The organism is Citrobacter sp. Igbk 17 (assembly GCF_028069775.1).
Classification (GTDB): Bacteria; Pseudomonadota; Gammaproteobacteria; order Enterobacterales; family Enterobacteriaceae; genus Citrobacter.
Map to the genome: position 1 here is coordinate 25,104 of NZ_JANEWI010000033.1, position 20,635 is coordinate 45,738.

Genomic DNA, 20,635 nt, shown 5'->3' on the forward strand with positions numbered 1-20,635 from the left:
ACGGCAGGCTATTCCACCGTTACCGCGGAGACGCGATACCAACCGTTGCTCAGCTTCCCTTCATTGGCAAAGTTAATTCTTGCCGCACCGGATTTATCCACAATCGCCGCTTCAATAGCATATTTCCCTTTTGGCAGCGTCCCGGGCATCGGCATCGGGTAACTCAGTGGGTGTTTTCCGGGCAGCCAGTGACGTATATCTTCCGAGACATTCCCTTGTGCCACCACCTTATTGGCCTCATTGACCATGCGAAATGCCAGCGTGTAGGGAAGGTAAATCGGCGCGTTCCCTTCGTTATACCAGGTGCTTGTCAGGGTGAGTTCTTGTCCACCTTCCCAGACTGACTCGTGGCTCAGAGATGCTAAGCGAAACCGATAGCCCAGTTTTGTCAGTGCCTCGTCGACAATCGGACGATACTCACGGGGCACTGTTCTCGATTTCAGGTTAATCGTACTGGTATGTTGCTTCACCGCCCAGTCAAAAATCCCCTGCACTTCCTCTCGCGTATAGTGAAACGTATTTTTCCAGTCCTGCATGTACGAGCAGATCTCAAAACTCACTGGCGCATGTTTCCAGGCATCGTTAAATCCTGAATAGCTTTTCTGTGCGGCCTGCAGCCGTTGCGGGTAATCATCCGCCATATGATTCCATGAAGCAGAAAACACGCGGAGATCGCCCAGGCAGTCCGCACGCCAGCCCGCCCCGCGCGCGACCGCATTCGCCAGACTTTGCCCACCACTCATTAACATGATTTTTGGCGTACTGGGGAAAGCAGAGAAATGCATCGCCACATAGCGATCTAACTGCGCCGTGGTGTAGCGCTCCAGCAATGGCTTCAGCATCGGGAAGTTGCTGTTATGCCACTCTCCCCACGACCCCACCATGCCGATATCCACGAAAGCCAGGTTCTCGTTATCATCATAGCGTTTACCCATTGCGTTCAGCAGGCGCTGGCTATATTCAATAAATAGGGGATCGTCTAAATCAGGGATAAAGGTTTTTTTGTCAGGCGTCCAGGTTCCCTTTACGCCTTTTTTAATCAACCAGTCGGGAATTTGTGAACCCGTTTCCGGCTCAGCAAGCGCCATAAACCGCAGTCCGACGTTCATCGCCGGTCGATGTGCCGCGGCATACTTGAAGGCATCATCAACCAGTGCAAAATTGTACTGGCCTTCGACAGGCTCAAGGTCACGCCAGTAAAAGCGCTCATATTCAAAGCCTGTGTCGGGATAATCCGCCAGTCCAAGCGTTTCACCATATCCCTGATGAAAACTGGCGACCCCGATACCTGGGTTTGTCAGTGGGCCCGTCAATGCTTTGGGGGTTACGGTCGTTAATGCGGCCAATACCGTCAGCGGACAGAACAGACACAACAGCGCAGAAAACCATTTACACTTCATCGCAGTGACGCCCTCCACAGGTTTGTTAACACTAGCGGTTTTTCAGGCTTAACCACCAGTCCCAAATACCCACGTGAAAATGTTGGAATACATCAATACCCAATGCGGATTTGATCATATATAGCGTCAGTAATACGCAGCAGGTGACAAACAGCGTACCTAGCAGCAGCAAAAAAGTAAGCAGCATGGTCGATAAGGTCGACTCCTGACGATGCCGCTGACGTAAGTCTCTGCCGAATAAAAAAACCAGATAAAAGCGATTACCGAAAAATGGAAAACTTCTGCGAATATCGATCCGATGCCTTGATGCCAGAGTGCTGGCGACGATCGCTTTCTCGATCCCGTCTTTTTGTTCCGGAGTCAGTCCCTCCGATATATGCTCATCAAGTTGCGCATAAAATCGTTCGATGACGGGGGGGCGATTCTGAGGACTGGTCAAAATTAACCTATATCTTTATCAATTGAGTGATAGACATTGACTGTTTTTCTGGCAATTTCTTGCCAGTCGTAATTTTGCAAATAGACACGATAGTCCACGCTATTTGCGCTGGCCCAGGCAGTTAATTTCTCAGCAAGGCTGGACAATGAGCCGACCCGAAAATAGGCCTCAGACGGCAACTGCACTTCCAAATTTGCGGGAATATCGCTCACCACCGCAGGGAGGGAATACGACATCGCCTCCAGAAGCGCAATCGGTAGCCCTTCATGGTAGGAAGGCATAACGAAAAGCCTGGCCTGCGAAAACACCGCCTGAAGTTCATCTCCCCTTAAAAATCCGGTCATCACCACGCCAGGGGTATCAGCGGCAAGTTGCTTGAGTCGAATACTGTATTCCGTTGGGTGATCTGCATCGCCAATGAGCACTAGCGGCTGTTGCAAACCACTTTGTTTGTACGCGGAGATCGCATCATGCATCCCCTTTTCTTCCACAAACCGTCCGACCACCACGAAATAATTTTTCGCCTCGAGTCCAAAGCGGGAAAGCGTGGCATGAAGGGTTTGATCTGACAACGGACGAGGCTTATTGACACCGTTGAAAATCAAATGCGCATCATAGCGAGCATGTTTTTTCTGAATCAGTTGGTTAATGACCTCAGAAATCACTATCACCTCATTGGCATATCTTACCGCCCAGCGTTCACCCAGCAGCAATATTTTTTTGGCGACAAATCCCCATTTTTGACGATCGTAATCAGGCCCGTGGTGGGTAAAAACCACCTTCTTACCTAACACGCGTAATAATGGGATCACCAAACCCGGCCCTATAGCATGGACATGCACAATATCAGAACCGTCGACACAGGTTCTAAACGCCGCTAAAACAGAATGCACAATCGCTTCCAGTGACCGTTTTTTGGGTGCCCACAGCGCATAGGTCTCAACTTTCTTATAAGAAGATCGTTTGTAGCTAACATACGGCGAGCGGGCGATAACACAAATATCAACGTCAAACTGTTGTTTAATCGCCGGGTAAAGATTCTGGCAGTGGGTTTCCACACCGCCCAGGACATCCGGAATACCGCGAGTACCAAAAACCGTTATTTTTTTACTCATTCTATGGCCTGCTCAGAAGTTCTTTATATAGCGCCTGTAAGGTATCCATATGTTTGCTAAGCGCATATTTTTCACTCAGGCGCGCACGCCCCCGTAAGCCCATGACGCGTGCTTTATCCGGGTCATCAACCAGAGCATCCATCGCCTTCGCCAGTTCCTGCGCATTACCCGGCTCAAATAAAAGCCCTTCAATACCGTCGCGTATTTGTTCGGGGATCCCGCCAATGCGCGACCCGATCACCGGTTTCGCGAAAGACATCGCCTCCAGTACCGCCATTGAGCAGTTTTCATAACATTCAGAGGGGAGGATCACCACGCGGGCATGCTTAATGAGCGTATTGAGGGCATCCCCTTGTTGTACATAACCTAAAAACTCAGCTTCCGGGTATTTCGCCACTAACTCGTCATGCAACGGACCGTGTCCCACTATTTTCAGCGGAGCCGGGTTACGCATTTTCTGATGAGCGGCCAGCAACGTTGCCACACCCTTTTCACGGCTCAGGCGGCCGAAGTACAGTATATAACCGTCATCGACGACCTCATCGATGGGCTGGCTATCATCAACACCATTGACGATCACATCGATTCGCGATTTCGGCAACGTTCGGAGTAACACGCCGCGTAAAAAGACGCTGGGTGAAACAATCACATCCAGAGCCTGATAATTTTGGGCAATGTATTGCCAGGTCGCTTCTAACGAGAGTAGCAAGCTTTTCGAGGCAGAGCCTTCCTGACAGCGATAGCGGAAGGCATTGAAAACGGTACCGGTGATACAGGCATCACACACCTTCCCATCACGTAACATGGAGTATGCGGGACAGACAATCTTATAGTCGTGCGCCGTCAGCACCGTTTTACAACCAAAATTACGCGCCACTTTAATTAACGCCGGCGTCAACTGATGGTAAATATTATGAAAGTGAACGATATCAGGGCGTTCTTTTTGTAAAAGCGCCAGCATTTTTTTGCAGGCCTGGGTGTTATGAATAAAGTTAACCGCGGTTTTGATACCCCCCAACAGATTACTCTCTTGATGGTAATCGACATTGCTGACGAAATAATCCGCATAATCAGAGGGGAAATTTTTCTCATGCTGCATGGAAAAATCAATGACCTGGACACCAGCCTGTTTCAGCATGTCGCGTTCTTGAAAATAAACCGTTTCCGCGCCGCCTTTGATGAAAAAAAACTTGTTAACTAATAATACTTTCATGGCGCCTGCCCCGGTTATTCATGAATGATTTTACTGTTGGGCGGAGTCAGCGGATCGCGTACCGGATAAAAAATACCTTTGATCAGCCCCGCTGAGCGTACGATTAAATTAATAACGCTTTGCAGCCCATCTGTTAACGAGCGATTTTGCACAATCTTCAACAAGGCAAATGCCAGTAATGGGAGAAGCGCAACGGCAAACACGTCGATATTAAAAGTGAGCAGCGCAACAAATAAGAGAATAAGGTAGAGCGCAAATACCGCCTCATTCTTCACGATGTTGAATGACTGGGAAAACCAGGGTTTCCCCCAACTACAACGCAGAAGCTCACCCGGAGCCTGGTAATAACCGCTGGTCCAGCGGCGCGCCAGCATCTTAAACGTCGGCAGCGTATGTGACGTATGGCTGAAGTAAGGAATATCCAGACGCCGCAGTTTATAGCCCGCTTCGATTAAACGCAGACCCAGCTCAGCCTCTTCATACGCGTGCAAATTACGGTTGGTCAGATAACCAATTTTTTCAATTGCCGACCGACGATACAGTCCACCGCCCCCCAGATGATCGCTATCGCCAAGAGGATAGATTTTATTGATCCGCTGCTTACGAGACTTAAATTCATAGTTAACGGCATCATCCATTTCGACGGTACCGGCCACCCCGGCATAGTCTGGTTCCGCCTGCAAAAAGGCAATAGCCTGGTCAATGAAGCCATCTTCCAGCTCCATATCTCCATCCATCAGTAATAAATATTCCCCTTCGCTGTACAGATAACCCAACTGATGTCCCACTCCACAACAGCGATCGCCAGGATCGGTGAGTGACACTACCGTGACGCCCTTATTGGCAGCCAACTGCTGGGTGTTATCTGTCGACAAACTGTCAGCCACGATAATCTTATGCGGATACCCGACCAACTGACGCCGAATGCTGTCGATCGTTTTCTCAATGCCTTTAGATTCGTTGAGCGTTTTGATACTCACTGAAATAAATGGTTTATTGTCCATACCATCCCCCTGCGCTGCGCAGTACGGTTCGACGAATCACTAAGCTCGCCCCCAGCGATAAATAGAACAGGAACTGTAACATCGGCGTAATCATCAATATCTGACTGTAAGGTAAACTGATTAAACAACTGATAGCGAAAGCGTTAAATGCTGGCGCAAAGCTCAGTAACTGCAGATCCTGTTTATCCAACTGTTCCAGCATCAATACTGGTTTTGGCTGGCACACTTTCAGAATATAAATAAACAAGCCAATAAACAGCAGCGTGCCGATAATGCCAACTTCCCACAGCAGCATACTCAGAGCAGTCGAGTCTAAAATCAGGTTATAGATAATGTTCAAAAACCCAGGGGAGACCGTACTACCACTGTTTGTAGCATTAAGCCCATAGCCAAATAATGTGCCCGACAGTCCCCATAGATCGTTATTTTTTAACCAGAACAGAAACGTTGTGAAACGCCCCAACTCTCCGGTCGACATGATGTAGTTCGGATCAAAGATATAGCTCAATGAATCAATAAAAATGCTTAATGAGCCTTGCGTCGGATCGCTGCCAAAAGCGGAAGAGTAGTACCAGGCCAGTATCATAATCGACAGGCCGATGAGCACCAGCATTCCTGCCACAATGACGAATAACGTCTTCAGGTTTACCTTACTGACATCTTTAACATAGCTCGGCGATATCCACACCCATGCCAGAAATATCGGTGACAGCAGGATGACAAACTTGACCTCACCAATGATACATAACCCTATTCCAAGGATGATATGCAGCGCTGCGGATTTAAACGTCGTAAGCCCGTGCTTATATTCAGAGAGTTTCAGCAACATAATTAACAGGCAAAATAACCCCATCGCCGCTGTATTGCCGCCCCCCATCGGGTCTCCGCCGAATGTGCCTACCACGGAGTCCCATTTTTCATCTTCCCCGCGCACAGCCACACGCTGAGGAACAACCAGCAAAACCTGATAAATCATCACCGGAATTTGCGCATAAAACACCCAGTACAGATAGCGCGTCGCCCGATATATCTGCGATTCACGGCAGAAACCCAACAGCAAACAAACCATCACCAGCGATAACGCGATTTCGTTTTTGAAGGCCACAATTGCCACGGTGACCCCGCCCTGAATCAGGGTCGATGTTCCCGCCAGCACCAGAAAGGAAAAATACAGCGCAAGGATAATGGTTTCCTGTGCATCCAGACGCAGCACCCCGTCTCGCGTCTGCATCACCAGTAATCCCACCATCAGTAATGTCAGGAAAAACGGGATCCACAACACAGATTGCATGCCGGTGAAATACTGCACCAGACCACACAGGATCAGCGTTATAAAAGTGTAGACCTGTAAATAATTTCCGGTATTCAGTGTCATGGCGTCACCGGCTTGTTTTTCAGGAGATTGGCCCGCTTGTTCATTTTCAGGTAAATGAACGCATAGCGAATAAATGTCAGTGAAGAGAACAATATTACTGACGCCGCATAATCATGGTAAAAATAGGGAACGACCACAAACGCCAGAAGCACAATCGCCAACTGTTCAAGTTGGATACGCAGAAAATAGCGGTGCGAGCCAAAAATAAGCTCAATCACCGTTAAAGGACTTATCGCCAGCGCCGGGAACAAATAGGGCAGCATGTAGCGCGACGTCTCAATGGAGTTAATCCAGTCTTCGCTAAAACCCAGTCGCATCACAATGGGATAGAAAATAAAGACACCTAAGGTACAGACAACCCCCAGCACTAACAGCAGCATACGTACCTTCGTATACTCCTGATAATTGAAGGTGTTATTTCTGAAGTCGATGGACCATTTAGAAAAAATGGTATTGCGTACCGCGTTGCCGATAATCACTACCGGTGCCAGACAGAACCGGCTTACAACGGAAAAATACCCCGCCGTCAGCGCCGAAAACCAGAAGTTAATCAGCATAATAGGCAAGTTACTGCTCGCCATGGCCAGCACCTCAGCGCTACCGACTTTAGTGATGTGATGAATATTCTGTTTAAAAAATCGCAAATTACTTGCCGGGCGCAAATGCTGCGACGTCACCGAGCGAATATCAAACGAATGTAAAATACAGCTAGTGGTCAGCAGTATCATGGCGCAGGCCCATGACCAGTAAAATGTCTGTACCTGGTGCGTGAGCAGTACCGAGAGCACCACCACCACAGAGACAGAAATACGCTGAAAGATCAGAAAATAAAAGTTGGCTGTCCGCAGCGATAAGTTTTCCGATATTAACGCCCACGCCGTTGAAAGCGTCAGCAAATAGAGAAACAGTATGTTCTGGTGAAACAACCACGCGGTCAGGACGGCATACGGTAATGCAATGAGTGCACTTTGCAGCAAACAGAACACTACATTTTGCGCCAGCTCTTCATCCTGCTGTTTGGGAATCAAAAGCTGGGAGGCAAAGGTACATACCTGTGCCCCCACCACCGCGATACTGTAGTTGAGCGCATACAGCCCAACCTCTGCCATATCGTACTTATGTGAGATCAACCAGATAGACAGCGCACCAATCAGCTGCGAAACGACTGATGAACTGGCTATCGTAGAAGCGCTCTTCAGTAAACTCATACACGACCTGGCGTAGTCATCAGTTGGTCAGTATTGAAGTTCAATGAGCGCAACCCTTCCTGCGTTTCAAGGTTTTTTTCCTCTACCGCATTCAACACAGCGCCAATCACCACGCCCTGATTATCCTCAATTTTATCCAGCGCGCCGGCGATATTCTCCGCAGAACCGGTCCCGGCTTTCACGATAAAGATAACCCCATCAACGGCTCGTTTGATCAGTTGGATATCCTGACTCTGATTCACCGCTGCAACGTCAATAATAATGCGTTGATACTGCGACTTCAGTTCGCGCATCACGGGTTCAACGTGCTCTGACGACAGCATCAGTAAAGAGGAAATGGTCGTCTTACCGTGGGGGATGAAATCAAGATTTTCAGCGATCTTAACCCGTGCTTTTTCTAGCGGAGCCTCACCCCGCAACAGCTCCGCCACACCCGCAGACGTCGCCGATGCCAGTTCAGAAGACAGGCCGTTGGTATTGAAGAAATCTGCATCAATAAGCAACGTTTTCTGATCGAAGCTGAATGAGCTGGCCAACAGATTCGCCAACAGGGAACGCCCTTCCCCCTGCTCCGCCGAAGCAATAGCGACCGTTTGCAGCGGCCGGTTATCCAGCATAATTCGGGTGCGAATACCGTGGATGATATCGGCATTCAGCGGGTTCTTCAGTATCATATCCCGCACCTGTGCGCGACCCGAAGTACCGGTAAATCGACGAATTTCGCCCAATGGCTCGACATTGAGACGTTTCTTCAGACGGCTCAGGGTGCTAATTGAATTATCCATTGCCGCTTTGACGATGAAATACATGATGCTGAATACCACAACCAACATCACCACCATCACGAGCAACAGCGATTTATTCGGCTTAGACGGCTTTAACGGAGGAACGGCGGGATCATACAGCACCGCATCCGCATTAACCCCGGACAGCGACAATTCCTGAGTCCGCTGATAAAGCGTCTTATACAGATCTTCCATTTTATCTAACGCCAATTTTTGGCTGTTATAGGCATCCCGTTTTGATGCCATCTTCTGGAAGATCTCTTTTTGCTCAGCAACCTGCTGCTGGTAATTCTTTTCGTCGGCCAGTGCAGCCAAATACTGCTGACGTAAGCCAAGTTTTAGCTCACCCAGCACCCGACCCGTTTGATTTTGGATTGATTGCACATCGGCTTCTGCTTTTAAAATATTGGCACTTTTAGGGCCATACACTTTGCGCAGTTCCGACAACGTTCGCTGCGCCTGAATCAGCGCAATGCGTAAATCCTGAATCTGCGCATGGTCAGAAACTGATGGCAGCGAAATGATATCGCCTGAAGATTTCCCTCGGCTATTGACTTCATTGTAAACAGACTCCGCAGCGACACGGCGTTGGGTCGCATCGGCAAGACGGTTGGTCACAATGCTTAACTGCTCTGTTTCAAAACCATCAATACCACGGAAGGTCAGCAGCCCAGAGTTTTTCAGGTAGCTATCCATTTCCTCTTTTTGTTTCGCTATCGATTTCTGAATCTCTTCCATTTTTTCAAAGTTGAGATTGCGAGCCTGCTCGGCTTTCAGACGCTTTTGTTCTACCGTGTAGTTGATAAAAGCCTGAGCGACGCCATTGGCTATCTCAGCTGAAAGTTGAGGCGAGGAAGATTCATAAGAAATAGAGGCCAGATTAGTGGTACGGATACCGATGACCTTCAGGTCTTTCGACAATGTTTTCAGCGCTTGATCAACCCTCAGTTGCTGATCTTCACTGCCCGAGCCGGGCTTCATCCCGGTAAAATCCGGGTTTTCATCCAGCTTCAGATCGCGGACCGCCTGCTCGAGGATAATGCGAGACTGCATCAATGCATACTGTGTTTCGTAGTAACCACTCCGCGTTGAATCAAAACCATCAACCTGGGGAAAGGGCGACACATTATCAGCTTGAGCCTTAATCAACACCGTGGCAGTCGAAACATATTTGGATGACATCATGCTGATTAATGGGTACGCGACAACCCCGGCAATAATACCGGCCAGCGCGATTTTCCAGGCGTTCTTTTTCAGTTCTTTGGCAAAGCGGGAGAAATCGACGGAGTTTTCTCGTTGCTTGCCATTTTCCACTATAGATAGTTTCATCGTTAGAAGAACCCCATGCCAATAATCACGACATCCCCAGGACGAACAGAGTGCGTTAAATCAACATTCTCAAGTAGCTGGTTGCTACCGGAGAGGCGAATGTTGATATCTTTGCGATCTGCACGGTCAGTAAATCCACCCGCCTGAGCAATCGCTTTCTCTACCGTAAGTCCCGGCTCCCAGGCGAATCCATTCGGGCTTTTCACTTCCCCTGACACGTAGAATTTGCGGAACTCGGCAAGACTCACTGTCACCATGGGATTAACCATATACCCATTGCGCAAGCGTTGAGTTAATTCAATATTCACCTGTTCTGGTGTTTTATCTTTTAAACCCAGCACGCCGATATAAGGGAAGTTTATTGTTCCACTCTTATCCACGATAAATTTCATCGTCATCTCGGGCTCCCCGTAAACAACGATATTGACAGTATCCCCCGCCCCAATTCGGTAATCCTCTGCCACCGCAGCAGGATCGTCCATTAATGGTGGCCTGGACGTTGTGCATCCGACCAACAGGATACTGAATAGCAAAAACGCGCACAGTTCTATTATTTTCATTTTAGATCTGAACCTTAGCTTTAAGCATAATCATAGAATTATCATAACCCAACGTTCTAATGACTTCCTGACTGTCATTGGGACCGATATAAAACGAATCAGTATCCTTATTCGAATTCAAGGTATCTAATTGATATTTAATCTCAAAATTGACAGACGGCGTGTAGTCATAGCTCATGGTTACGCTAAATACACCATTTTTATCATGTCGATCCTTGTTCTGTTTTTTATAGTCTTCCGTGGTGTATGAGTAGTCCAGCAAAGTAGAAAAACGATTACCCAGCCAGAAATGCTGGTAAGAAATCCCATACTCAGTCACTAAAATATACCCCCCAACTTCCGAGGGGTCTTTAATGCTTTGAGCAGAGTGGGCAGTGAAGACTGACTGATTTAACGGCTTCCACTCCCCCTTTATATCCCAGTTTAGACCATTAAAATCACTCGAGTTTGCGGCATTTTCAAATGTTTTGTACAGCCACGAAATATTCATGTCGACGTTGGTTTTCCCCGTCAACTGCGATTTCAGACCGTAAAGCAAATAGTATTCATTACTGTCTTTTTCTGAGTTGTTATCATAGTGACGCTGATTAGTAATAAAACTATAGCGAAAGCGCGTTCTGGATGTGTATTGGTCAAAAACTTCAGCAACCAGACTATTTTCATGCCATTCCTGCTGCTGAATATAATTGTAAAAATCCGGGCTGGTATCCTGCACATCCGAGGTATTCCCGAACGTCAGTTTTTTATATAACAGTGCCAGTTCCGCTTTACCGCGTCCATCTGGTGCGCCATAGCTATAGCGCAACTCACTGTTGATAAAATTATTCGTCAGCGGAGAGTTAATCCCATACTGACGGAACTGGCTCGGCAAAAAACCCTCAGTGATATCGCGACCGCGAGATTCATGTCCAATTGAATCTTCCAGATTCAGGGTTAAGCCGTGCATTTGCCCATAACGCCAGGCACCGTTAAAACGGAAAAAATGGTCGTTATAGTTATCGGCAGAATTGCTTGAGTAGTTACGATAATCACCTGAATACATTAGCAAATATTTATCCTGACCGCGCTCACCGATCATACTAAACACAGGTGCCGCGCTCTGGAAAGCTGAACCTATCGCATCGCGGTTATGGGGCTGATAAGTCACGTTATCATCATAACCGTAATCCACAGCAACTTTGCCCTGGAAGTCGATCCCCGCAAAGCCAATGTGTGATTTCGGCGTTAGATCAGCCCATGCGGACTGCGATATCACGATTCCGGTAATAACTATTAATTTAGTATGCATTCTTACCGACAAATCCTTTGAAAATAGTTTTAATAATAATTTTTATATCCAGCCATAACGACCAGTTTTGAATATATTCGATATCATACTGAACGCGCTTTTCCATCTTATAAAGTGCATCGATTTCCCCACGGAAACCGTTAATCTGCGCAAGCCCGGTGATCCCCGGCTTAACTTTATGGCGGATCATGTAGTTTTCGACCTGTTTACGGTACTGTTCGTTGTGCGTAACCGCATGGGGTCTGGGACCGACAATAGACATACTTCCCTGCAATACATTAATGAATTGCGGGAGTTCATCAAGAGAAGTGCGTCGCAAGAAACTACCAAATTTTGTCACGCGGGGATCATTTTTGGTGGCCTGGATAACCGTATCGGAATTCTCCATAACTCGCATCGAGCGAAACTTCCATACCTTAATTTTTTGTCCACTCAGGCCGTATCGATCTTGTTTGAAAAACACCGGGCCACGGGAGGTCAGTTTAATACCAATAGCAATCGCTAACATCAATGAGGAGATCATCACCATAATGACGCTACCGAGAATCAGGTCTTCCGCACGTTTAATAAATGAACCTGCCCCTTCAAACGGCGAGCTAAAGATGCCAATGGTTTGCAGATTGTGGATCGAGCGCAGCTTGGACATATTGTTACTGTAGGTATAAAAATCAGGAACAATATAGGTATCTACCGTGGTATCTGACATCATGGCCAAAAAGTGACGAATACGATGTAATGCCACCATCGGTAATGCGATATAGATCTCGTCGATATTCCCTTGCTTAGCCTCTTCAACCAGATTGATGACAGGGCCGCGAAAGGGACTTTTTATCTTATCCACGATATCACCACAGCGGGACAACGCGCGCTCGTCATAAAAAGCCAAATCTAATTTGATATTGGAGTATTCAGCTATCAATGCTTTTTCAGCTGCCACACCGTTGTCGGTAAGACCAATAATCGCCACACGAATGCTTTTTTTCGTTGAATATTTAAAAATGAAAAAACGAATAAAATAAAGAAAAGGTAAAGGAATGAAATACCAATAAACAATAGGGGATAAAAAAGACGGTGTCAGACTTGCCAGGTATCCAAGTGACTCCGGTTCGGCCACCGTCATGCTGATCACTTCGTTGAACGATATCGCCAACAGTGTACAAAAAAGCAGCCGTTTTTGGTTGCGTATGCCGATGGTTTTTATCTTCTGCTGATACATTTTTGTGTATTCAGCAAGTAGCAGGAAAAACACTGAGAAGAGGATGCTCAGAATGACAATGGTCTTAAACGGCACCATATCTAACAGATGGGCGCTAAAAATTAACGTAATATTAATTACAATAAAATCGACCAGTTTCAAAAAGACTGGATATCCTTGACTGCTAATCTTTAGCGAATTTTTAAGCATATCTCAGCCCATTATTTATTGATATTTAATTGTTTTTTTCTCTTTTCATGTTGCTAATTATATCACAAGTCTAAAAAACGCAATGGCACATTGTCAGTAAATGTAAAAAATAATGTTGATTAGTGTGACTATCACCCACCTGTCATTTATATCATCATGATTTTAATCATTAATTTATGAGCGAGCGTTTTATCGCCACCACCAAAAAAGATGATAATTTACAACACAAACGTTATTGACAGATAACAATTCGTAGACTATGAAAAGCCGTTATATGTATGATGAATAACACGAAATCGTTTCTCTTTTTCCCCTAAATAGCCGTTAAAATTAATTAACCGCGACGCAATACAAATAAAATCAATAAATCACATGCCGTTATTATTACTAATATCTATCTTTCTTATTTGGAATTTTCTTAAGAATAATCTGCACTCGGGAAATAAAGATATCAGTTCGTGATGCTTAAAAATCGTACTCGTACGCTCAATCCCCCTAGCGTATCGCTGCGCGACAACTGCGGGTGTGTGCGGTGTAGACGCGCAATATCGTTGACCAGAGCCAGGCCTATTCCTGCGCCTGGGACGTTGCCGACGTTATCCAGGCGATGAAACGGCAACAGCGCCTGATGCACCCGTTGCTCATCAATGCCTGGCCCGCTATCTTCAACCACCAGCACCACGGCTTCCCCCTCGCGCACTAAACGCGCCGTCACCACGCCCTGCGCTGGCGTATATTTCAGCGCATTATCCAGCAGATTTCCGCACAATTCACCGAGTAGCACCTCGTCCCCTTCAATCCACAGCGCCTCCTGCTTCCCCTCATACCCCAGATCGATGGCTTTACTGCGCGCCTGCGCCAGACGGGTAAAACAGCTGGTTTGCACCACGTCATACAGATTAACGGGCGAAAAGTGCCTCTCCCCCTGCTCTTTACGCTTCACCGCTGAAAGCTGTAACAACCTTTCCGTCAGTTGAATAGTGTTATCCAGCGTTGAACTCATCGCCTGTAAGCTCTCATACCATTGCTGCGGCTGCGGGCTCGCCAAAGCTACTGCCGCCTGCGTTTTTAGCACTGCCAGTGGTGTTTTGAGCTGATGGGAAGCATCTGCGCTGAAGCGCTCCTGGCGGGAGATAAGCCCTCGCAGTCGATCGATATAGCGGTTGAACGCGACAATCAGCAGACGGGTTTCCGACCACGGCAGTAACTCCGGCAATGGCGTCAGCAGTCCTGGTTCGCGGCGAACCATAAGCGATGACAACTGGCGCATGGGGCGCAATACCCGACGTAATAGCCAACCGACCAGCACCAGCGTCAGGAGAACTAATAGACCTTGTGACACCCATGAGGAAAACAGCAGTTGCCGCGCCAGATAACGCCGTGATTGCAGCGTTTCGGCGACATAAATTTCGGCCATGCCAACAATCCCGCCCTCATTGACCGGCTGGAGCAGGCGTGCCACGCGGATCGCCTCACCGCGATATTCCGTATGATAAAACCACGCTAACGCCGGATACAGCCGGGTACGCGAGGTCGCGGGCGGCATGGCCGGTAAATCGTCATAACCTGAGATAACCTTCCCCGCCGGATCGACCACCTTGTAATACAGCCTGTCGTTCATGTTCAGTTCAAAGCTGTCCAGTACCACCCACGGCACGTTGACTTCCAGGTGCTTATTGCGTACCACCAGCCGTTCAGAAACCGTTCTGGCCGATGAGAGCAGCGTCCGGTCATATGCCTGCGTCGCGGCCTGTAATGCGCTAACGTAGCTGTTAAACGCCGAGAGTCCCCACAGCAACAGCAGCGGTAGCCCCAGGAACATCAGCAATTGCAGGTACAACGACTGGGGCTTAACCCACCTCATCACAGCGCTCCAGCACATAACCCAGACCACGCAGCGTCGCGATACGCACGTCGCTCCCTTGCAGTTTCTTCCGCAACCGATGGATATACAGCTCAATACTTTCGGGGCTGACCTCATCACTCAAACTGAACACCTGCTCAAACAACTGTTGGCGTGAAACCGGGCGCAGTCGACGGTACATCAGCACGGTCAGCAGAGCCTGCTCACGCGGTGTCAGCGCCAGCGGTTGTCCTTGCAACAGAAAGTAACCTTCATCGTGAAACGCCAATTCTCCCAGTTGCTGTATCCCTTGCACCTGGCCTGCGCTACGCCGCAGCAAGGCCCGCAGCCGGGCATCAAGCTCTTCAAGTTCAAACGGCTTAGCCAGATAATCATCAGCCCCTACATTCAGCCCCTTCACCCGATCGGCTACCGCGCTGCGCGCCGTCAGCAACAAAACCGGCAGCGTCTGCCCGCGTTTGCGCAGGCGCTGGACGACTTCCAGACCATCCAACCCCGGCATGTTGATATCCAGTACCGCCAGCGCGTACGTTTCACTGTGTAAAAGATGATCGGCCGACTGGCCGTCGAACACGCAGTCAACGGCAAAGCCGTTTTGTACCAGCGCTTTCTCCAGCCAGTGAGCTAACTCACGATTATCTTCCGCTAATAAGAGACGCATATCACATCCTGTAAAGTTTCTGCCGCATTGAAAGGGAATTGAAAGGTTAATGTTTTAACAATCACGCAACCGAACTGCTACACATCGGCTCACATAATCACAAAAATCTTCTTCCGTACCCGAAAATCCGGTTTTCCGGCGTGAGGATAAACAATGAAAAAACAATTACTTCTTACCCTTACTGCAAGCATTTTATTGATGAGTACCTCTGCTTTAGCTGAACAAGCGCCATCGCGCACCGAATGCATTGCTCCGGCGAAACCCGGCGGTGGGTTCGACCTCACCTGTAAGCTGATTCAGGTGAGCATGATGGAAACGGGTGCCATCGAAAAACCGATGCGCGTAACCTATATGCCCGGTGGCGTGGGTGCCGTGGCCTATAACGCTATCGTCGCGCAACGTCCTGCCGAAGCCGGAACCGTAGTGGCATTCTCCGGCGGCTCCCTGCTAAACCTGTCGCAAGGTAAATTCGGCCGCTATGGTGTCGATGACGTGCGCTGGCTGGCGAGTGTAGGCACCGACTACGGCATGATTGCCGTGCGTAGTGATTCCCCCTGGAAGACGCTGAAAGACCTGCTGACTGCCATGGAGAAAGATCCCAACAGTGTCGTTATTGGCGCGGGAGCCTCTATTGGAAGTCAGGACTGGATGAAGTCGGCGCTGCTGGCGCAAAAAGCCAACGTCGACCCGCACAAAATGCGTTATGTCGCCTTTGAAGGAGGTGGCGAACCGGTGACCGCGTTGATGGGCAATCACGTGCAGGTGGTTTCCGGCGATCTCAGTGAAATGGTGCCCTATCTCAGCGGCGACAAGATCCGCGTACTCGCGGTGTTCTCTGACGAACGTCTGCCGGGCCAGTTAGCCAATGTCCCTACCGCCAAAGAGCAGGGTTATGACCTTGTTTGGCCGATTATTCGCGGCTTCTATGTTGGGCCAAAAGTGAGCGATGCGGATTACCAGTGGTGGGTTGATGCCTTTAATAAGCTCCAGCAGACCGATGAATTTAAAAAGCAGCGTGATTTGCGTGGCCTGTTCGAGTTCAACATGAGCGGTAAGCAACTCGATGACTACGTGAAGAAACAGGTCACCGATTATCGTGAGCAGGCAAAAGCCTTCGGCCTTGCGAAATAAGCCCGGGGGCAAAGATGATGAGCGATCGTATTTTCGCGGGTATCTGGCTGTTGCTCTGTATAGCCGGGCTGTTCGTGGCCTGGCAAATCAGCAGCGAATACAGCTATGAACCCGTCGGGCCACGTCCCTTTCCGCTTGGCATTATCAGCTTGATGCTGTTGTGTGCCGTCGCGCTGCTGTTGCGCCACCCGGACACCATCAGTTGGCCTCGCCGCCACGTGCTGCAAAAGCTGCTCACGATGGTGATTGTGTTGTTGATGTACGCCTGGGGGTTTGAATGGTTAGGCTTTCCCATTGCCACTGCCATTCTCACCGTGGTGATTGGCATGCTGTTCGGCGCAACCATCCCGGCAGCGGGCATTTCCGGTTCGGTTCTCGGCATTCTGCTGTGGTATGCCTTCGACCGACTGCTTGACGTCACCTTACCACTCGGCGCCTGGCTGGGTTAACGGAGAAACGATGGATACCTGGATTTATCTTTCTCAGGGTTTCGCGGTGGCGATGACGCCGGAAAACCTGGTTATCGCCTTGATCGGCTGCTTTGTCGGCACCATTGTTGGGTTGCTACCGGGTCTGGGGCCAATCAACGGTGTGGCGATCCTGCTGCCGCTGGCCTTCGCTTTGCATCTGCCTGCGGAGTCTGCGCTGATCCTGTTGGCGACTGTTTATATCGGCTGCGAATACGGCGGGCGCATCTCCTCTATCCTGCTCAATGTTCCTGGCGACGCGGCAGCCATTATGACCGCCCTTGACGGCTATCCAATGGCTCAACAGGGACGCGGCGGCGTGGCGCTTTCTATCTCAGCGGTCAGTTCTTTCTTCGGTTCGCTTATCGCTATCGGCGGTATCATTCTGTTTGCCCCGGCGTTAGCACAATGGTCGCTGTCATTCGGTCCTGCAGAATACTTTGCCTTAATGGTCTTCGCCATTGCCTGTCTCGGCAGCATGATGGCACAGAATCCACTGAAATCATTTCTGGCAGCGCTTATCGGTCTCGGGCTCGCGACCGTCGGCGTAGACGCCAACACCGGGGTTTATCGCTTCACCTTTGACAGTGTTCATCTCTCCGACGGTGTGCAGTTTATCGTGGTAGTGATTGGGCTGTTCTCTGTCTCAGAAATATTATTAATGCTGGAACATACCAGCAGTGGCCAAACGCTGGTGCGTAAAACGGGCCGCATGTTGTTTAATGCCAAAGAAGGTATGCAGTGCGTGGGCGCAACGCTGCGCTCATCGGTGATTGGCTTTTTCGTCGGCGTCCTGCCCGGCGCCGGGGCAACCATCGCCAGTGCTATCACCTACATGACCGAGAAAAAGCTCAGCGGTAACAGCGACAGTTTTGGAAAGGGAGACATTCGTGGCGTTGCCGCACCAGAGGCAGCCAACAATGCTTCGGCCTGTGGCTCGTTTATCCCAATGCTGACGCTCGGCGTACCCGGTTCGGGCACCACGGCGGTAATGATGGGTGCGCTGACGCTGTACAACATCACGCCAGGGCCGGCAATGTTCACCGAACAACCGGATATCGTCTGGGGACTGATCGCGGCGCTGCTGATTGCCAACGTGATGCTGCTGGTCATGAACATCCCGTTAATCGGTCTGTTCACCCGCATGCTGACCATTCCGCTGTGGTTCCTGGTTCCGGCCATTGCGGCGGTTTCGGCGGTCGGTGTGTATGCCGTCCACAGCACGACCTTCGATCTGGTACTGATGGTTGGTCTCGGCGTACTGGGATACATTTTGCGTAAAATGCACTTCCCGATGTCTCCGTTGATTCTCGGATTTGTGCTCGGGGAAATGCTGGAGCAGAACCTGCGTCGTGCCCTGTCCATCAGTAATGGCAGCATGGATATTCTGTGGGCCAGCGGCGTGGCGAAAGTCCTGCTGGTGATGGCGGTCATGGTTATCGTTATCCCGCCAGTACTGCGCCTGATCCGCAAACGCAACAATAAGCCGCAGGTGGATATCGGCTAACGAATTGCCGGATGGCGGCGCTATTGCGCCCTATCCGGCCTACAACTTGGCTCGGTTGTAGGCCGGATAAGCGCAACGCCATCCGGCATTTTTATTTTCCGCGCAGCCCCTGCGTTCCTTCCAGCACATGTTCAACAAATTGCGTCAGCTTGGGCAGTGGGCGCAAATCCTGTCGCCACAACAAATGAATTGGCCGCGGTTGCGGCGTAAACCCCTCCAGCACCCGGACCAGCCGGCCATTCGCGAGCTCTTCTGCCAACAAAACCTCTGGTTGTAACAGCAGCCCGGCTCCCGCTACCGCTGCCATGCGCAGGCCATGGCCATCGTTACAGCGCAAAATCGCGTCACGTTTCCACCTGACCTCACCCGCCACACCCGGCAGTTTCCATTCATTACGTGCCGTCCACACGGTATGTGACAAACACAGATGATCCACCAGATCCCCTGGCGTGCGTGGTGTACCGTGTCGGGCAAGATAGTCCGGTGACGCACAGATAGCCATACGGTACGGACACAGATATTTCGCCACGACATCCGTCTGATGAATATCCCCAATACGTATTGCCAGATCGACCCCTTCATCGACCAGATCCACCATTCGGTTGGTCAGATCCAGTTCAATGCGTACTTCTGGCCAGGTTTGCAAAAAATCCGCAGCCAGCGGCGAGACAACACAAGCCCCAAAGGAGGTTGGTGCGCTGATGCGTAGCGTACCCGCCGGAGCCCGCCGTAGCCGTTCGACCGAACGTTCAGCGATCGAAACCTGCTCCAGTACCCGACGCGCTTCTTCAACGTAAACGCGCCCGGCATCGGTCAGACTCTGACGGCGAGTGTTACGTTCCAGCAGACGCGTACCAAGCTGCGTCTCCAGCAGGGCGATATATTTTCCCACCATCACCGCTGATATCTCCAGTCGCGTTGCCGCACCGGTAAAGCTTCCACTTTCCACCACCGCGATAAACGTTTCCATGCCGCGCAGCTTATCCATATTGCAAACCCCTGGTTAGTAATCATCTAACTTTTAGCCAGTTTATCTGATTTCATTTTCATTAAAGAATAGCGGCTCACACTATTGCGGAGGTGGTTATGAAAATCGTCATTATTGGTGCCAGCGGTACAGTCGGTCGTGCAGTCACAGAGACGTTGAGCCGTAAACATGAGGTGATCCGCGTGGGCCGCACGCAGGGTGATTACCAGGTCGATATCACCTCACAAGAGAGCGTTCAGGCGCTATTTGAAAAAACAGGGCGCGTGGATGCGATTGTTTCCGCCACCGGCAATCTGTTCTTTGGCCCGCTATCGACGATGACCGACAGTGAATTTAATCAGGGTCTGCAGGATAAGTTGTTAGGCCAGGTGCGTCTGGCTTTAACCGGACAACATTACCTGAATGATGGCGGTTCCATTACGCTTATCAGCGGCATTATCGCCCATGAACCCATTGCCCAGGGGGCAAATGCGGCGACCATAAATGCCGGGCTGGAAGGATTTGTGCGCGCAGCAGCCTGCGAGTTAGGACGCGGCTTGCGCATTAACCTGATTAGCCCGACCGTATTGAGTGAATCTGCTGAAGCCTACGATGGATTCTTCCCTGGTTTTGAAAGCGTGCCAGCGGCAACCGTGGCCAATGCTTACCGCCGCAGCGTGGAAGGCATTCAAACCGGACGTATTTATAAAGTCGGTTACTAACATTTTTACTGCCGCTGTGTCCCAGCAGCGGCAGCATTATTAATCCTCTGTTTTTAAATAACATTCTCCTGTTTATCTCCCGCGTTTTTCAGTTAACCTCACCCTTTATAATGTTAAATATTTGTTGCTTTTGATCACAAATAATAAACAAACAAGCTCATTCTGTGCGCGTTTTTCAAAAATGTAGATATTTTT

The 20,635-nt window shown here is 49.5% G+C and carries 18 protein-coding genes; 4 read left to right on the forward strand and 14 right to left on the reverse strand.

Annotated features, from left to right (window positions below):
• Positions 1-8 precede the first annotated feature (8 nt).
• The 13 genes from NNO08_RS17815 to tctD all read right to left on the reverse strand — a co-directional run bounded on the left by NNO08_RS17815 (position 9) and on the right by tctD (position 15,646).
• On the reverse strand, positions 9-1,400 hold the full coding sequence (locus tag NNO08_RS17815; protein ID WP_271457228.1) for a DUF4832 domain-containing protein: 1,392 nt from the start codon (positions 1,398-1,400) through the stop codon (positions 9-11).
• A gap of 31 nt (positions 1,401-1,431) precedes the next feature.
• Complete coding sequence (locus NNO08_RS17820) at positions 1,432-1,839, reverse strand: hypothetical protein (protein WP_271457229.1); 408 nt, start codon at positions 1,837-1,839, stop codon at positions 1,432-1,434.
• Between the two features lie 2 nt (positions 1,840-1,841).
• On the reverse strand, positions 1,842-2,954 hold the full coding sequence (locus tag NNO08_RS17825; RefSeq protein ID WP_271450317.1) for a glycosyltransferase family 4 protein: 1,113 nt from the start codon (positions 2,952-2,954) through the stop codon (positions 1,842-1,844).
• Position 2,955: 1 nt separating this feature from the next.
• Positions 2,956-4,167, reverse strand: coding sequence for a glycosyltransferase family 4 protein (locus NNO08_RS17830; RefSeq protein ID WP_271457230.1), 1,212 nt, complete (start codon positions 4,165-4,167; stop codon positions 2,956-2,958).
• 14 nt (positions 4,168-4,181) lie between these two features.
• A complete protein-coding gene (locus NNO08_RS17835; protein ID WP_271450315.1) occupies positions 4,182-5,171 on the reverse strand; it encodes a glycosyltransferase in 990 nt (329 codons plus the stop codon).
• The gene (locus NNO08_RS17840; protein ID WP_271457231.1) at positions 5,161-6,546 is read right to left on the reverse strand and encodes a capsular biosynthesis protein; all 1,386 of its coding nucleotides are present in this window, start codon (positions 6,544-6,546) and stop codon (positions 5,161-5,163) included. The genes NNO08_RS17835 and NNO08_RS17840 overlap by 11 nt, the downstream gene beginning before the upstream one ends.
• The gene (locus NNO08_RS17845; RefSeq protein ID WP_271454844.1) at positions 6,543-7,754 is read right to left on the reverse strand and encodes a lipopolysaccharide biosynthesis protein; all 1,212 of its coding nucleotides are present in this window, start codon (positions 7,752-7,754) and stop codon (positions 6,543-6,545) included. Before NNO08_RS17845 ends, NNO08_RS17840 begins: the two co-directional genes overlap by 4 nt.
• Entirely contained in the window at positions 7,751-9,868 is a 2,118-nt protein-coding gene (locus tag NNO08_RS17850; RefSeq protein ID WP_271442513.1) for a GumC family protein, read from the reverse strand. The genes NNO08_RS17845 and NNO08_RS17850 overlap by 4 nt, the downstream gene beginning before the upstream one ends.
• Positions 9,869-9,870: 2 nt before the next feature.
• Positions 9,871-10,428: a polysaccharide biosynthesis/export family protein gene (locus NNO08_RS17855; RefSeq protein ID WP_048212978.1), complete on the reverse strand. Its 558-nt coding sequence runs from the start codon at positions 10,426-10,428 to the stop codon at positions 9,871-9,873.
• A 1-nt stretch (position 10,429) separates the two neighbouring features.
• On the reverse strand, positions 10,430-11,716 hold the full coding sequence (locus tag NNO08_RS17860; RefSeq protein WP_271442514.1) for an outer membrane beta-barrel protein: 1,287 nt from the start codon (positions 11,714-11,716) through the stop codon (positions 10,430-10,432).
• Positions 11,706-13,121, reverse strand: a complete 1,416-nt coding sequence (locus NNO08_RS17865; RefSeq protein WP_271457232.1) for an undecaprenyl-phosphate glucose phosphotransferase — start codon at positions 13,119-13,121, stop codon at positions 11,706-11,708. Before NNO08_RS17865 ends, NNO08_RS17860 begins: the two co-directional genes overlap by 11 nt.
• 451 nt (positions 13,122-13,572) lie before the next feature.
• Positions 13,573-14,985 (reverse strand): sensor histidine kinase, encoded by a 1,413-nt coding sequence (locus NNO08_RS17870; RefSeq protein ID WP_271457233.1) that lies wholly within the window; start codon positions 14,983-14,985, stop codon positions 13,573-13,575.
• The gene (tctD, locus tag NNO08_RS17875) at positions 14,972-15,646 is read right to left on the reverse strand and encodes a transcriptional regulator TctD (protein WP_116360823.1); all 675 of its coding nucleotides are present in this window, start codon (positions 15,644-15,646) and stop codon (positions 14,972-14,974) included. Before tctD ends, NNO08_RS17870 begins: the two co-directional genes overlap by 14 nt.
• Before the next feature lie 153 nt (positions 15,647-15,799).
• Between tctD and NNO08_RS17880 the strand changes: the two genes are divergently transcribed.
• The 3 genes from NNO08_RS17880 to NNO08_RS17890 are packed head-to-tail and all read left to right on the forward strand — an operon-like array spanning position 15,800 to position 18,751.
• Entirely contained in the window at positions 15,800-16,777 is a 978-nt protein-coding gene (locus NNO08_RS17880) for a Bug family tripartite tricarboxylate transporter substrate binding protein (protein ID WP_271457234.1), read from the forward strand.
• A gap of 14 nt (positions 16,778-16,791) precedes the next feature.
• On the forward strand, positions 16,792-17,226 hold the full coding sequence (locus tag NNO08_RS17885; RefSeq protein ID WP_105242189.1) for a tripartite tricarboxylate transporter TctB family protein: 435 nt from the start codon (positions 16,792-16,794) through the stop codon (positions 17,224-17,226).
• A 10-nt stretch (positions 17,227-17,236) separates the two neighbouring features.
• Positions 17,237-18,751 carry a tripartite tricarboxylate transporter permease gene (locus NNO08_RS17890; RefSeq protein WP_137383555.1) on the forward strand — a complete coding sequence of 505 codons (1,515 nt, stop codon included), beginning with the start codon at positions 17,237-17,239 and terminating at the stop codon, positions 18,749-18,751.
• Positions 18,752-18,842: 91 nt separating this feature from the next.
• On the opposite strand, the gene NNO08_RS17895 is transcribed toward NNO08_RS17890, so the two are convergent.
• Positions 18,843-19,739 (reverse strand): LysR family transcriptional regulator, encoded by an 897-nt coding sequence (locus tag NNO08_RS17895; RefSeq protein ID WP_271442306.1) that lies wholly within the window; start codon positions 19,737-19,739, stop codon positions 18,843-18,845.
• Positions 19,740-19,837: 98 nt separating this feature from the next.
• Here NNO08_RS17895 and NNO08_RS17900 point away from each other — a divergent pair, with 98 nt between their 5' ends.
• Positions 19,838-20,440, forward strand: coding sequence for a short chain dehydrogenase (locus tag NNO08_RS17900; protein ID WP_271457235.1), 603 nt, complete (start codon positions 19,838-19,840; stop codon positions 20,438-20,440).
• Positions 20,441-20,635 lie beyond the last annotated feature (195 nt).

Bases quoted from the DNA above. Each gene is read 5' to 3' on its own strand.
- NNO08_RS17855 (WP_048212978.1), bottom strand. From the start codon at position 10,428: ATGAAAATAATAGAACTGTGCGCGTTTTTGCTATTCAGTATCCTGTTG.
- NNO08_RS17835 (WP_271450315.1), bottom strand. From the start codon at position 5,171: ATGGACAATAAACCATTTATTTCAGTGAGTATCAAAACGCTCAACGAA.
- NNO08_RS17815 (WP_271457228.1), bottom strand. From the start codon at position 1,400: ATGAAGTGTAAATGGTTTTCTGCGCTGTTGTGTCTGTTCTGTCCGCTG.
- NNO08_RS17900 (WP_271457235.1), top strand. From the start codon at position 19,838: ATGAAAATCGTCATTATTGGTGCCAGCGGTACAGTCGGTCGTGCAGTC.
- NNO08_RS17865 (WP_271457232.1), bottom strand. From the start codon at position 13,121: ATGCTTAAAAATTCGCTAAAGATTAGCAGTCAAGGATATCCAGTCTTT.
- NNO08_RS17895 (WP_271442306.1), bottom strand. From the start codon at position 19,739: ATGGATAAGCTGCGCGGCATGGAAACGTTTATCGCGGTGGTGGAAAGT.
- NNO08_RS17830 (WP_271457230.1), bottom strand. From the start codon at position 4,167: ATGAAAGTATTATTAGTTAACAAGTTTTTTTTCATCAAAGGCGGCGCG.
- NNO08_RS17845 (WP_271454844.1), bottom strand. From the start codon at position 7,754: ATGAGTTTACTGAAGAGCGCTTCTACGATAGCCAGTTCATCAGTCGTT.
- tctD (WP_116360823.1), bottom strand. From the start codon at position 15,646: ATGCGTCTCTTATTAGCGGAAGATAATCGTGAGTTAGCTCACTGGCTG.
- NNO08_RS17860 (WP_271442514.1), bottom strand. From the start codon at position 11,716: ATGCATACTAAATTAATAGTTATTACCGGAATCGTGATATCGCAGTCC.
- NNO08_RS17890 (WP_137383555.1), top strand. From the start codon at position 17,237: ATGGATACCTGGATTTATCTTTCTCAGGGTTTCGCGGTGGCGATGACG.
- NNO08_RS17880 (WP_271457234.1), top strand. From the start codon at position 15,800: ATGAAAAAACAATTACTTCTTACCCTTACTGCAAGCATTTTATTGATG.
- NNO08_RS17850 (WP_271442513.1), bottom strand. From the start codon at position 9,868: ATGAAACTATCTATAGTGGAAAATGGCAAGCAACGAGAAAACTCCGTC.
- NNO08_RS17870 (WP_271457233.1), bottom strand. From the start codon at position 14,985: ATGAGGTGGGTTAAGCCCCAGTCGTTGTACCTGCAATTGCTGATGTTC.
- NNO08_RS17825 (WP_271450317.1), bottom strand. From the start codon at position 2,954: ATGAGTAAAAAAATAACGGTTTTTGGTACTCGCGGTATTCCGGATGTC.
- NNO08_RS17840 (WP_271457231.1), bottom strand. From the start codon at position 6,546: ATGACACTGAATACCGGAAATTATTTACAGGTCTACACTTTTATAACG.
- NNO08_RS17885 (WP_105242189.1), top strand. From the start codon at position 16,792: ATGATGAGCGATCGTATTTTCGCGGGTATCTGGCTGTTGCTCTGTATA.